Annotated in this window: 10 protein-coding genes; 2 read left to right on the top strand and 8 right to left on the bottom strand. The window is 62.1% G+C overall.

The annotated features are described in order from the left end of the window. The first annotated feature begins 93 nt into the window (after window positions 1-93). The gene (gene erpA, locus DXH78_RS17675) at window positions 94-447 is read left to right on the top strand and encodes an iron-sulfur cluster insertion protein ErpA (RefSeq protein ID WP_115518589.1); all 354 of its coding nucleotides are present in this window, start codon (window positions 94-96) and stop codon (window positions 445-447) included. A 65-nt stretch (window positions 448-512) separates the two neighbouring features. On the opposite strand, the gene DXH78_RS17670 is transcribed toward erpA, so the two are convergent. The 5 genes from DXH78_RS17670 to DXH78_RS17650 all read right to left on the bottom strand — a co-directional run bounded on the left by DXH78_RS17670 (window position 513) and on the right by DXH78_RS17650 (window position 7,973). Then, the gene (locus DXH78_RS17670) at window positions 513-2,003 is read right to left on the bottom strand and encodes a hypothetical protein (RefSeq protein WP_147292669.1); all 1,491 of its coding nucleotides are present in this window, start codon (window positions 2,001-2,003) and stop codon (window positions 513-515) included. A 107-nt stretch (window positions 2,004-2,110) separates the two neighbouring features. Then, the gene (locus DXH78_RS17665; protein WP_115518587.1) at window positions 2,111-2,551 is read right to left on the bottom strand and encodes an NfeD family protein; all 441 of its coding nucleotides are present in this window, start codon (window positions 2,549-2,551) and stop codon (window positions 2,111-2,113) included. Further along, window positions 2,548-3,468 (bottom strand): SPFH domain-containing protein, encoded by a 921-nt coding sequence (locus DXH78_RS17660; RefSeq protein ID WP_115518586.1) that lies wholly within the window; start codon window positions 3,466-3,468, stop codon window positions 2,548-2,550. Before DXH78_RS17660 ends, DXH78_RS17665 begins: the two co-directional genes overlap by 4 nt. A gap of 138 nt (window positions 3,469-3,606) precedes the next feature. After that, the gene (locus tag DXH78_RS17655; RefSeq protein ID WP_115518585.1) at window positions 3,607-6,738 is read right to left on the bottom strand and encodes an efflux RND transporter permease subunit; all 3,132 of its coding nucleotides are present in this window, start codon (window positions 6,736-6,738) and stop codon (window positions 3,607-3,609) included. A gap of 80 nt (window positions 6,739-6,818) precedes the next feature. Next, the gene (locus tag DXH78_RS17650; RefSeq protein WP_115518584.1) at window positions 6,819-7,973 is read right to left on the bottom strand and encodes an efflux RND transporter periplasmic adaptor subunit; all 1,155 of its coding nucleotides are present in this window, start codon (window positions 7,971-7,973) and stop codon (window positions 6,819-6,821) included. A 237-nt stretch (window positions 7,974-8,210) separates the two neighbouring features. On the opposite strand from DXH78_RS17650, the gene xth reads away from it, so the two are divergent. After that, window positions 8,211-9,002: an exodeoxyribonuclease III gene (gene xth, locus DXH78_RS17645; RefSeq protein ID WP_115518583.1), complete on the top strand. Its 792-nt coding sequence runs from the start codon at window positions 8,211-8,213 to the stop codon at window positions 9,000-9,002. Here the strand turns inward: xth and DXH78_RS17640 are convergent. The 3 genes from DXH78_RS17640 to ilvD form a co-directional block, all read right to left on the bottom strand. Next, window positions 8,999-10,843, bottom strand: coding sequence for a methyl-accepting chemotaxis protein (locus tag DXH78_RS17640; protein WP_168192881.1), 1,845 nt, complete (start codon window positions 10,841-10,843; stop codon window positions 8,999-9,001). The two genes, xth and DXH78_RS17640, sit on opposite strands and share 4 nt — an antisense overlap. A gap of 293 nt (window positions 10,844-11,136) precedes the next feature. Continuing rightward, window positions 11,137-11,976, bottom strand: a complete 840-nt coding sequence (locus tag DXH78_RS17635) for a tetratricopeptide repeat protein (protein ID WP_115518581.1) — start codon at window positions 11,974-11,976, stop codon at window positions 11,137-11,139. After that, a complete protein-coding gene (gene ilvD, locus DXH78_RS17630) occupies window positions 11,963-13,687 on the bottom strand; it encodes a dihydroxy-acid dehydratase (protein ID WP_115518580.1) in 1,725 nt (574 codons plus the stop codon). Before ilvD ends, DXH78_RS17635 begins: the two co-directional genes overlap by 14 nt. Window positions 13,688-13,952: the final 265 nt, after the last annotated feature.

Raw genomic sequence — 13,952 nt, 5'->3', positions numbered from 1 at the left:
GGCATTTTCCGGCGAATCGGGCCGCATTGACGGCACGGCCCGGCGCACTTAACTATCGGAGACAGCCAATGGCAACGCCGCAGAGGAACTGACATGGACGCGATCACCGATAGCGTCGCCAACACCCCGGTCACGGTCAGCGCGCGCGCCGCGCGCCGCATTGGCGAGATCCTGAAAAGCGAACCCACCGGCACCATGCTGCGCGTCTCGGTCGAAGGCGGCGGCTGCTCCGGTTTCCAGTACAAGTTCGACACGGACCGCGAGCAGGCCGACGACGACCTCGTGATCAGCCGCGACGGCGCCACGGTGCTCATCGATCAGGTGTCGGTGAACTACATGGCCGGCTCCGAGATCGACTTCGTCGACGACCTGATCGGCGCCTCGTTCAAGATCAAGAACCCGAACGCCACCGCGGCCTGCGGCTGCGGCACCAGCTTCGCGCTGTAGCTTCGCCACAAGCAGCCGACTGTGACGCCTGCGAGAAAACTGAGCGCTTAAGCCGTTCCCGCGGTTTACTGCAGTGGCGCGCTACCGGCCGTGGCTTGCGTCGCCGACGTCTGCTTGGCTAGAAGCTTCTGTAACTGCTCCTGCAGGTTCATGTTATCGATGCGGGCTTGCAGCTCCGCATTTTCGGCCTTGAGACGCGCTGTATCGCTATTGGCCGCCCGGGCCGCGCGCTCCTCGGCAGCAATCGCGTTCGCGGTGTTGATGGCGCTGTTCAACATACCGCTCGCGGCAACTCCAAGTCCTTTGTTTACGAACTTTGTTTCGGTGATCTCACCGCTTTCAAGAAACGTAATGGACCAATCCTGATTCTTTAGGAATCCCGCAGTTACAGGAAGCCCCATCGAACGCCCGTATTGCCCAAAAGGAAAACGCACTGGCGGACCAAGCATTTTATTTTGCTTGGCTTCATTCTGAGAAACAATATTGGACACGCCCGGCCAAGTCGTTCCCATGCCGCGGCCGCCGGTCGGCCAATTATCAAGTGGCGTTCCCGCGTAGATATAAACCGGAATATAGGCAACCTCACGATACAAATGCCCACCAGGCTGGTCATCTACCTCCGTCTGCCCCCTGGCTTTATCAATGCTCGCCTGCGCTCTTGGAATCGTTTGGCCAAAGTCCATATACAAATTGACCCTCAATTTCTCGAAACTTTCCCGATCGATCTGAAGTCCTTTTTTTATCCAACCAGACTCCTCGATTTGTTTCTGCGTCGGCACAATCATCGCAATCAGGCCATTGGGATTGATATCCGCCGGCCTTGTTGAAGTGCGCTTGGTGGGGTCGAGGACGTCGATCGGTGTGAACCCAGGATCGATCGTGGCTTGCAACGTCAGCGTATGAGCGGCGGCGCTCGCTATTGTCCAAGATGCCAAAACCGTTTGATAGGCATCGACTTTAGCAACCGCCGCTTTCCGCTGCTCTTCGGTTGTCGCGTCCAGGATCGCCTGTTGAAGACCGACCAGCGTACCTTTAAGCCTGACGATCTTGTCCTTGTCAGCCGAAGCGCTCCCGCATTTTTCTCGCGTCACTTCGGTACTGGCGGCGAGAGGCGCAACGCCTAGTACGAGCGCCGCGATCTTACCAATACCGGAAAAAATGTTGTTTGCGATTGTCGCGGCTTGGCTAACCGGCGTCGCACCGATTGATTGCAGGATATGTGAATTCTGAAATGTTTTAATCGTAACACTATGGTCCGAGGTCCAAGACTGAAGCGTCGAACTGGAAATATCGAGCGTACCCACGACGGAATCGGGCACAGGACGAGCCACCAGAGTTGGCTTGATCGTCACGCTGACGCCGTTGCGGTCATCGCAATCTTCGAATGTGTAGGTGATCGTCGCATCGATCACGGTACGCGGTAACGTCCAGGTGAATTTCGCTTCGGGATCGGCGGCAGCGCCCGTCGTCGTCGCCAGCAAGCCAAACACCGCCACGGCCAACGTGGCTGCGGTCATCGAAGCACGGCTGTTTCCAATGTGGATTGAAGTAACCATGTCGCTCCCCCTGCGCCAAAGTACTTCGATCAGGCTAGCATACGGTTTTATAAATACAACTATCGGTACTGCCGCCCGCTCGGCGCACGCAGTCGCCGCGCCCTTCGCTATTTCCGCCGCACCACCAGCGACGTGCCATGCACCGCCGTGATGGTGAGTGCCGTGCCGGCGGCGAAGTCCTCGTCGCCCTCGGCAAGCCAGAGCGTGTCATTGAGGCGGATGCGACCATGACCATTCACGAAGGCCTCGCTGGCCAGGCCCGATTGGCCGACGAGTTCGAGGTCGCGCCGATTGACAACATCGGTATCGGGCCCGCGCAACGCCAGCCGGCGATAGACGAAGTAGCCTGCCACGCAAGAGATGAGACAGGCCGCCGAGAAGAAAGCCAATTGCGCGTTCAAGGTCCAGTCGATGGCAAAACCAACCAAAGCCGTCAGCGCCGCGGCGCAGGCGAACCAGATCAGGTAATTGCCCGGCACCGGCAACTCAAGAAAAGCGATGACGACCGCCGCGACCGCCCAAACCCAAGGCGAGATGGCGCCGGTCATTTGGTCTCGCCCAGTTTGGCGTTGCGCGTCAGTTCGGCAATGCCGGACACCGCGCTGACGATGCTGCTCATCTCCATCGGCATCAGCAGCAACTTGGAGTTCGGGGACTGACCGATCTGGTTAAGCGCGTCGACGTATTTCTGCGCGACGAAATAGTTGAGCGCCTGCACGTTACCGTCCTCGACCGCTTTGGAGACGACGCGCGTGGCTTCGGCCTCGGCGGTGGCCAGACGTTCGCGCGCCTCGGCGTCACGGTTGGCGGCGGCCAGACGGCCTTCGGCCGCTAGAATCTGCGACTGTTTATCGCCTTCGGCCTTGAGGATCGCAGCCTGCTTGATGCCTTCGGCGGTCAGAATGGCGGCGCGACGTTCGCGCTCTGCGGTGAGCTGCATCGCCATCGATGCCACCACATTGGCCGGTGGACTGATGTCCTTCAGCTCGACACGGGTAATCTTGACGCCCCAGGGCTGCGTGGCGGCATCGAGCACCTGCAGCAGACGGTCATTGATTTCGTCGCGCTTGGACAAGGTCTCGTCGAGATCGAGCGCGCCGATGGCGGTGCGGATATTGGTGAGCGCCATGTTTTCAACCGCGCCCTGCAGATTCTGCACTTCATAGGCCGCCCGCGCCGCCTGCAGCACCTGGTAGAACACGATGCCGTCAACCGTCACCGAGGCGTTGTCCTTGGTGATGACGGATTGGCTTGGAATTTCCAGCACGGTCTCCTGGACGTTGATCCTGTGGCCGATGCGGTCGATGAAGGGCACGATCAGATTGAGGCCCGGCATCAAGGTGGTGCGGTAGCGGCCGAAGCGCTCCACGGTCCACTGGAAGCCCTGCGGGACGGTTTTGACGCCCGCGGCAACGACGGCCAGCACCAGCACGACCAGTGCGACCAAAAATACCAGCGATTCCATGTTGCCTCCCATTGGACCTGTACCTGCGGGCAGCATCATAGCATCAAACGTGACACGGCAATGGCCGGACTACGGTCCGGCCAGTGAAAGGAGATATCGCCTGTAACTGTGCGTGGGCCCAGCGGCGCGCCGCGGACGCTACTCGGCCGCCACCTGCGCCGGTGCGTCCTTGACCTCCTCGAGCTGTGGCTCGAGGCGGCGCTTGAGCATCCGATCAAAGCGGTCGAGATAGAGGTAGACGACCGGCGTGATGTACAGCGTCAGGAGCTGCGACACGCACAAGCCGCCGACGACGGCGATGCCGAGCGGCTGGCGCAGTTCCGCGCCGGCGCCGGCGCCGAGCGCAATCGGCAAGGTGCCGAAGATGGCCGCAAAGGTCGTCATCATGATCGGACGGAAGCGCAGCAGCGCCGCCTCACGGATCGCCGCTTCCGCCGACAGGCCGATACGGCGGCGTTCGAGGGCGAAGTCAATCATCATGATGGCGTTCTTCTTCACGATGCCGACCAGCATGACGATGCCGATCATGGCGATCACCGACAAGTCCATCTTGAACAGCATCAACGTCAGGATGGCGCCGATACCGGCCGACGGCAGGCCGGAGATGATCGTGATCGGATGAATGAAGCTTTCGTAGAGAATGCCGAGCACGATGTAGGCGGCGAAGATGGCGGCGAGGATGAGGATGCCCTGCCCCTTTTGCGCCTCCTCGAACACTTGCGTGGTGCCCTGGAAGGTTGCCGTGATGCTCGCCGGCAGGCGTTCGTCACGCTCGAGCTTGCGGATCGCGTCGGTCGCCTGACCGAGCGACGTGCCGGGCGACAGGTTGAACGAGATCGTCACCGACGGCTGCTGGCCCTGATGGTTGACCTGCAGCGGACCGACGGTGCGGTCGAAGCGCGTCACCGCCGACAGCGGCACCGAGGTGCCGCTTGCGGTCTTCAAATAGATATTGTTGAGCGCATCGGGGCCGAGCTTCTGCACCTCCGGCAGCGCCTGCAGGATGACCTGGTAGTCATTCGATGGCGTGTAAATCGTCGCCACCTGACGGGTGCCGAAGGCGTTGTAGAGCTCCTGGCGCACCTGATCGATGGTCACGCCGTAGACCGCGGCCTTTTGCCGATCGACTTCGACCGAGACCTGCGGGTTGGTGACGTAAAGATCGGTGGTGACGTCCAGCAGGCCGGGCAATTCGGAGATCTTGTTGCGCATGTCCGGGGCCAGCCGGTACAGCGCGTCGGTGTCGTTCGACTGCATCGTGTACTGGTACTGGCTCTTCGATGGCCGCCCGCCCAGATTGATGTTCTGAATTGGCTGGAAGAAAATGCGGATGCCCGGCACGGCATTGGCGGTGCGCCGCAGGCGGTCGAGAACGCCGCGCAGTTCGTCGCGATCCTTCTTGGGCTTGAGCGCCACCAGCATGCGGCCGTTGCTGACGATCGAATTCGGACCGCCAATGCCGACGGTCGAGTTCACATAGGCCACCGCCGGATCAGCGCGTACGATATCGGCCACCTTGCGCTGGTGCTCGACCATCGCCGCAAATGAGATATCCGTCTTGGCCTCGGTGATGCCGGTCAGGAAGCCGGTGTCCTCGGTCGGGAAGAAGCCTTTCGGCGCAACGGCATAAAGCCAGATCGTGCCGATCAGCGTCAGGAACGTTACGCCGAGCATCACCGGCTTGTAGGCGATGACGCGGTCGAGCGACCATTCATAACCCTTGAGGACGCGGTCGAAGGCCCATTCGAAGCCGCGCAGGATGAAGTTCTGCTTCTCCTCGTCGCCGGGATGGTGGCCCTTGAGCACGCGCGCGCACAGCATCGGCGTCAGCGTCAGCGACACGAAGCCGGACACGACGATCGCCACCGCCACCGTGACAGCGAACTCGCGGAACACGCGGCCGACCATGCCCCCCATCAGCAGCACCGGGATGAACACGGCGATCAGCGAGAAGGTAATCGAAACGATGGTGAAGCCGATCTCGCGTGCGCCTTTCAGCGCCGCCTCGTAGGGCCTCATGCCACCCTCGACGTGGCGCACGATGTTTTCGAGCATGACGATGGCGTCGTCGACGACGAAGCCGACCGACAGCGTCAGCGCCAGCAGCGTCATGTTGTTGATCGAGAAGCCGAACATGTACATCGCGGCAAAGGTGCCGACGAGCGACATCGGCACCGCCAGCGACGGAATCACGGTCGCCGACACCTTTCGCAGGAACAGGAAGATCACCATGATGACGAGCACGACGGCGATCGCCAAAGTCTCCTTCACGTCATGCACGGCATCGCGGATCGAGGTCGATCGGTCGAACAGCGGCCGCAACTCGATGGCCGCCGGGATCTGCGCGCGCATGCGCGGGATGAGATTGAGCGCGGCGTCCACCACCTCGACTGTGTTGGCGTCAGGCTGGCGCTGAATGGCAAGCACAATGGCGCGGTCGTCGTTGAACCAGGTGGCGACCTTGTCGTTCTCGACACTGTCCACGACCCGCGCGACTTCACTCAGCTTGATCGGCGCGCCATTGACGTATTTCACAATAACGTCGGCGTAATCGGCCGCGCGCTTCATCGACGAGGTCGCGACCAAAGTCAGCGACTGCTTATTGCCGTCGAGATTGCCGACCGGGGCCGCCGAGTTGGCGCGCGACACCACGGTCCGGATTTCATCGAGCGAGACATTCCGCGCCGCGGCGGCGGCCGGATCGACCTGAACACGAACCGCATAACGCTGCGCGCCGTAGACGGCGACCTGCGCCACGCCGGGCAATTGCGACAGCTGCGGCGACAGCACCGTCTCGGCGAAGTCGTTGATTTCCGACAGCGGCATGGTCGCCGAGCGCATCGAGAAGAAGATGACCGGGAAGTCGCCCGGGTTGACCTTGCGGAAAGACGGCGGCGTCGTCATTTCGACCGGCAAGCGGCGCTGCGCGATGGACAGCGCGGTCTGCACGTCGAGCGAGGCGCCGTCGATGTTGCGGCTCAGGTCAAACTGGACGGTGATATCGGTGTTGCCGAGCGACGACGACGACGTCAGCGTCGTAATGCCGGCGATGGTCGACAACTGGCGTTCGATCGGCGAGGCCACCGATGCCGCCATGGTCTCGGGCGACGCGCCCGGCAGCGTCGCGGTGATGCGGATGGTCGGGAAGTCAACCGCCGGCAGCGCCGCCACCGGCAACAACCGATAGCCGAAAAGGCCGAGCACGATGATCGACGCCATCAACAGCGTCGTCAGGACCGGCCGGCGAATGCAAACTTCGGAGATATTCATCGACCTCGACCTGCCCCTATCAGCCCGAACCGTCGTCCATGACCGGCGTGCCCAGCTTCGCCGGGTCGCCATTCATATTCTCAGGTGCCCGCCGGTTTGCCGCCCGCGGCCGGACGGCCGCCGCTCTGAACACGCACACGCGTGCCGTTCGACAGGAAGGCTTGGCCGTCGGTGACCACCGTCTCGTCGCCCTTGAGACCGGACGAAATGATCGCGTCATCGCCGGTCTGTCGCTCCACGACAACCGGCTGAACCTTGGCCTTGCCGTCCTCGATAACGAAGACAAAGTTGCCGGTCTGGCTGACCGACACCGCACTCGCCGGCGCCGTTACCGCGTCTTCGACGCGCAAGGTCATGCGCGCATTGACCAGCGTGCCCGGCCATAACAATTCGTCCTTGTTCGGCATGGTGGCGCGGATCATCGCGGTGCCGGTTGCGGCATCGACCGAGTTCTCGATCATGGTCACCGCGCCCTCGGCGCGCTTGGCGTCACCCGGGATGCCTGCCTGGACAGTCGCTGTTTCCGCGGCGATCGCCTCGCGGATTGCCGGCAGGTTCTTCTGCGGCACGGGGAAGCTGACATAGATCGGGGCGGTTTGGATGATGGTCGCCATCGGCGCCGTGTCGGCCGGGCGTACAAAGTTGCCGACCTTGACGTTGGCCATGCTGATGCGCCCGGCGATCGGTGCCTTGATCGAGCAGAAGCCAAGTTGGACGCGAAGGTTCTCGAGCTGGGCGCGGTTCGATTCCGCTGTGGCCTTCGACACGTTGACCGCGGTCTGCGCGTTATTGAGCGTGACGATCGGGGTCGCGTTGCGATCGACCAGATCCGAATAGCGTGACACGTCACGCTGCGCCTGTTCGAAAGAAGCCTGCGCGCCGTCGATCACGGCCTGCACGCGCTTCATGTCGGCTTCAATCTGGCGACAGTCGAGCGTGTATAGGAGATCGCCCTTGTCGACATGGGCGCCGTCGCGGAAGTGAACCGCGGTGATGGTCGTTTCCAGCCGCGCCTTCAGGGACACGCTGGCGATCGGTGTGACCGTTCCCAGTGCGTCCAGATTGACCGGAACCTTCTTGCGTTCGATCTTGGCGACTTCGACCGGAACAACGCGTTCGGTGCCGCCCTGCGCCCGCACGGCCACCGGCCCGCCCGCAAAATATCCGCGTGCAAAATAGGCTGCACCGGCCACCGCCAGCACGAGAACTAAAACCAGCAACTTTCGGCTTTTCATCGTCTCCAGACGGTCCGGGTCCGTGGGGGCCCTCCCCGGACGCTCCTTTTCGCGGTTACCGGCCGGGTGGCCGGCCGGTTCGACCGCAACGGCGGCCTGATAACGGCGGTACTTAGCATATAACGGGCCAAACTGCACTTACCTGCGCTGTTCTGCTAAACACCGTAATGACACGCCGTTTCGTCTGATTCTGGCGCGTAAATTCTTGTTTATGTGTTCCTGACGGACCCCTGCCCCATGCGTATTGCCACCTGGAACGTAAACTCCATCCGCCAGCGCCTCGACAGCTTGCAGGCTTGGCTCAAGGAGCGGGCACCGGACATCGTCTGCCTGCAGGAGATCAAGTGTCAGGACCATGATTTCCCGCGGGAGCCGCTCGAAGCGCTCGGTTACAACGTTGCGGTGCATGGCCAGAAGACTTTCAACGGCGTGGCGCTGTTATCCAAATTGCCTTTCGACGAGGTGGCACCCGGCCTGATCGGCGATGACGGCGACGTGCAGGCGCGTTTCCTGGAGGCCCTCGTTTCGACCAAGACCGGCGTGGTCCGGGTGGTCAGTCTCTATCTGCCCAATGGCAACCCCGCCCCCGGCGACAAATACGATTACAAGCTGCGCTGGATGGACCGCCTCATCGCCTTTGCGGCCGATCGTCTGCGGCTCGAAGAGCCGCTGGTGCTGGCCGGCGATTACAACGTCATTCCCACGCCGCTCGACGCCAAGCGCCCCGAGGCCTGGGTCAACGATGCGCTGTTCTTGCCGCAGACACGCGAGAAATTCCGGGCGCTCGCCAATCTCGGTTTCACTGACGCCATTCGCGCGGTGAGCGACGATGGCGGGCTATACTCGTTCTGGGACTATCAGGCCGGCGCCTGGCAGAAGAACGACGGCATCCGCATCGACCATCTCATGCTGTCGCCGCGCGCCACCGACAAGCTCGTCGATGCCGGCATCGACAAGCACGTCCGCTCCTGGGACAAGCCCTCGGACCATGTGCCGGTGTGGGTCGACCTGGCGATCGAGGGCCGTTAGGCGGCTCTGCCCATCATCGGCTGGGGCATGGAGCGACCTTTTTCGGCCTGAGCCTCGCCGCGTTCCGCCGGCACTGCCGCCCCCGGCACGTCGACCTGGAAGAACGACATCTGTTCGTCCATCACCTTGGCCTGGTGCTCGAGCGTCTTGGCGACCGCCGCATTTTCCTCCACCAGCGCCGAGTTCTCCTGCGTGGCCTGATCCATCTGCATCAGCGCCTTGTTGATGTCCTCGATCCCGCTGGCTTGCTCCCGGCTTGCCGCGGCGATTTCGGCGACCAGACGGACGGCCTCGTCAACCGACCCGGCAATCTCATTCAACGACGCGCCGGCCTGATTGACGAGATCGACGCCTTCGGAAACGAGCCCGGTCGAATTCGTAATCAGCTCCTTGATGTCCTTGGCGGCCTGCGACGAGCGCTGCGCAAGGCTGCGGACTTCCGACGCCACCACCGCAAAACCGCGGCCCGCCTCGCCGGCCCGCGCGGCTTCGACCGCAGCATTCAGCGCCAGCAAGTTGGTCTGGCGCGCGATCTCGTCGATCACCGTTATGATGTCGCCGATCTTGTGCGACGACTGTTCAATCCTGGCCATCGCTTCTACGGCCTTGTTGGCAATCTTGGCACCGTGCGTCGCCACATCGCGTGTCCTGCTCGCGGATGCACTGGCGTTTTGCGCATTTTCGGCGTTGCGGCGCACCGTGGCGGACATCTCCTCCATTGCGGCGGAGGTCTCTTCAAGGCTCGCGGCCTGTTCTTCGGTGCGATGGGAAAGGTCAGTCGTTCCCGTCGAAATCTCCGTCGTCGCATTGGCAACCTCACGGCCCGACGCAACGACAATGGACACCGTCTCGCGGACTTTGCTCGCCATCTCATCCACCGCCCGCGAGATATCGCCGATCTCATCCCGCCGTCCGAGCGAGTCGAGTTTGATGTTGAACTGTCCTCCGGCAATCTTGTGCAGTTCAGGTATCAGCGACTTGACCGGCCTCGAAACGCTGCGCCCAAGCGTCACGCACAATCCGCCGACGACAACAGCGATAATCAGCATGGCCGCCATGAGTTGCAGCTTGGCTCCCTCCTCGATTTCTTCGGCGCGTCGATCGAGCTCGGCCACCGCCGCCTCGACGTCCTTGAGAATTCCGGTCAGCAGAGGCTCGACGTTACGAAACGCCTGCGACAGTTGCGCCTGGCTCGCTTCAAATCCCTGCTCGGTGTTCGCCCACTCAAGGAAATCCTTCAGGTAGGCGCTGGCTTCCTTTTTCATTTCGGTTTGCATCTCGCTCGGGATAGCAGCGCCGTCGATCTGCTGAACGAGCATTGCAACACTCTTTTTTACGCTCTCGATGTAAGACGGCGCCCGGCGCAGCATGAAATCTTTCTCGTGACGCCGTATCGTCAGCACGGTCACCATGAGGGCGTTGTCGCCGACGGCGGCAATACGGGATTCAAGAGCGCGAACCGACTTGCGCAGAGTGCCCGACAGCCCTGAATTTTCGTCAAGACCAAGCGCAACCATCTGCGCCGTCAGGTCACGGAAGTGGCCGAAATACGTTTCCAGGCCTTTGACGAGATTGTCCGCATTGGCGGTGACCTTGTCGAGATCGGCCTCATGCGCATCGTGTCTGAGATGCTCGATGTCGGCCAGTACGCTCTTGCGCAGCGCCGCATGAGTTTCGGCGTATTTTAGATCGTGACGCAGCAGAAAGTCTTTTTCCGCACGCCGCGCCTCCAGCAAATCGACGCGCAGTTCGCCGGCGCGGGTTCCTGCCAGATGCGCTGCCTTGACTGTCTTATGAATGCTGTCCAGCACGCCTTCTTCGTACCGCACGATGCCCGCCATCACGCCGATGCCGACAACGACGATGACCGCGATGAGATTGATCTTGTGCGTGATCTTCAGGGAGAAGGACGGGAGGGCCATGGGATGTCCGGCGTGCAGCAGCGGCGGCCGGCAGCCCCAGCCAGGCAATTGCCATCGATTCCATGCCGACTATAGCAACCTGTGGTTTGGCAATTCCTTCCTTTGCCACCAAAAAAATCTAATAAACAAAATTGTCATGCTAAATAAGAAAGGCCCGCTTTTGAGAGCGGGCCGCCGGTTCGCATCGCCAAAAGAGGTAACCTGTTATCAAGTCACTCGCGCCGCGTTTCCATCCAGCGCTTGAGATAGACCAGCGCCAGCGCGCGCTCGTCCTCGATCGACTGCTGATAGGCGCCGTCGTAAAGCTGTGCCACCCAGGTTTCATCAGCACTGGAACGACAGGCATCGCGCGCCAGCGTGAGCCACATCAGGCCACGCGCCGCCTGGCGCGGGACGTGATCGCCGGCAAACAACATGGCGCCGAGCATGGCCTGCGCCTGACACTGGCCCTTCTGGGCCGCCAGACCGAACCAACGCGCCGCGGTGCGCGGATCATGCGGCGCACCGGTGCCGTTGAGATAAAGCCGCGCGAGATAATACTGCGCCTCGGCATCGCGGAAATACGAAGCGGCATAGTCGAACATCTGCCGCGCCCGCTCCGGCTCGGCCTTCACTTTGGTGTTCGGAATGCCCTCGAGATAATAGTGGCCCAAGGCGACGAAGGCCGAAGCCACGAAGCGTGACTGCGGGCCGTCCGGATTGTCGTCGGCATGATTGGCCGCGACGCTGCGGAAATACTGGAAGGCCTTGAGATCGTCCTGCGTGACACCGTCGCCGGCCTGATACATCCGGCCCAGTTTCCACTGCGCTGCGGCGTGGCCGCGTTCGGCAGCGTATTCGAGCGAGACCAGCGCTTTTTCCTTGTCGCCGTTCTTGAGCCAACGGGCGCCCGAGCGGAACGCCTCGTCCATAGATTTCAGCACCGGCGGCCCGCCGGCGACCATGTCGTCGGACTTGCTGCCGTCAAGCGCCAGCGCCGGCCCGGCCATAACCAGAAGGGTCAGGCCGGCACCCAGCGTTGCCAAACGCAAATATGCGTCAGCTGTCGGCATAGCACTCCTTCTCGCCGGCGCCGCCCGGATGCGTCACCGCGCCATCGACGGCAGGGCCGACCTGCTGCGCGTACTTCCAGAGATAGCCGGAGCCGAAATGCGTCTCGCGCGGCTTCCAGTCCTTCTTGCGCGCGGCGAGCTCGTCGTCGGAGATCTTCACCTCGATGGTGCCGTTGACGGCGTCGATGCTGATGATGTCGCCATCCTTGACCAACGCAATCGGGCCGCCAACCGCCGCTTCCGGTCCGACATGACCGATGCAGAAGCCGCGCGTCGCGCCGGAGAAGCGGCCGTCGGTGATCAGCGCGACCTTGCCGCCCATGCCCTGGCCGTAGAGCGCCGCCGTGGTCGAGAGCATTTCGCGCATGCCCGGGCCGCCGCGCGGACCTTCGTAACGGATGACGAGGACGTCGCCTTCCTTGTAAGTCTTGTTCTTCACGGCTTCGAAGCAGGCTTCCTCGCCGTCGAAACAGCGCGCCGGGCCGGTGAACTTGAGTTCGCTCATGCCGGCGACCTTCACGATCGCGCCTTCGGGAGCCAGGTTGCCCTTGAGGCCGACGACGCCGCCGGTGACGGTGATCGGCTTGTCAGCAGGACGCACGACATCCTGGTGCGGATTCCACTTCACCGACTTCAGGTTCTCGGCAATGGTACGCCCGGTCACAGTCATGCAATCGCCGTGCAGATGACCGTTGTCGAGAAGCGTCTTCATCAACAACGGAATGCCGCCAACCTCGAACATGTCTTTGGCGACATAACGGCCGCCCGGTTTCAAATCCGCGATATAAGGTGTCTTTTTGAAGATTTCGGCGACGTCGAACAACGTGAATTCGATACCGCATTCATGGGCGATCGCCGGCAAATGCAGCGCCGCATTGGTGGAACCGCCGCTGGCGGCAACCACCGCCGCCGCATTTTCCAGCGCCTTGCGCGTCACGATATCGCGCGGACGCAGATTGAGCTGCAGCAGCTCCATGATCTTTTCGCCGGCGAGAGCGCAGAACTTGTCGCGAATTTCATAAGGCGCCGGCGCGCCCGCCGAATACGGCAGCGCGAGGCCGATGGCCTCCGACACGGTTGCCATGGTGTTGGCGGTGAACTGGGCGCCGCAGGCGCCGGCCGACGGACACGCCACCTGTTCCATGGCGTCGAGATCTTCGTCCGACAGCGCACCGACCGAGTTCTTGCCGACGGCTTCGAACATGTCCTGAACGGTAATCGGCTGGCCCTTCCAGGAACCGGGCAGGATCGAGCCGCCATAGATGAAGATCGATGGCACGTTCATGCGCACCATCGCCATCATCATGCCCGGCAGCGACTTGTCGCAGCCGGCCAGACCGATCAGCGCGTCATAGCCGTGACCGCGCATGGTGAGTTCGACGGAGTCCGCAATCAGGTCGCGCGACGGCAGCGAGGCGTACATGCCAGCATGGCCCATGGCGATGCCGTCGGTCACAGTGATGGTGCAGAATTCGCGTGGCGTGCCGCCAGCGGAGGCGACGCCCTTTTTGGCGGCCTGGGCCTGGCGCATCAGCGAAATGTTGCAGGGAGCGGCTTCGTTCCAGCAGGAGGCCACGCCGACGAACGGCTGGTGGATCTGCTCCTTGGTCAGGCCCATCGCGTAATAGTACGAACGATGCGGCGCGCGGGCCGGACCTTCGGTCACATGCCGCGAAGGAAGTCGGAATTTGATATCGGTCTTGGCGTCCATAGTACTTTTCGGGCCCCCGCCCCATTTCAGCGCCGCCGGTTACGTCCGGGCAGGCTTTGTCGACACTTCACGCGAAGGCCCTTCGATTCCGATCCCGGCGGCCCCAAAACGGGACACCCGGCGGGGTGGAAATCCAGAACTCCCGCAACGGTTTGCGCCGTAACTTGGAGGCCTTCGATGTGATTGAAGGGTATGGCCAAATCGCGGCGTGGCCAGCCATCATTGGCCGGCAGAGCTTGATTGTTTCTTAAGTGTTGCAGGCTGG

It is taken from the genome of Undibacter mobilis (genome assembly GCF_003367195.1).
Taxonomy (GTDB): domain Bacteria; phylum Pseudomonadota; class Alphaproteobacteria; order Rhizobiales; family Xanthobacteraceae; genus Pseudolabrys; species Pseudolabrys mobilis.
Note: the sequence above shows the minus strand (reverse complement) of the source record. Positions and strands in the feature narration are given on the sequence as shown.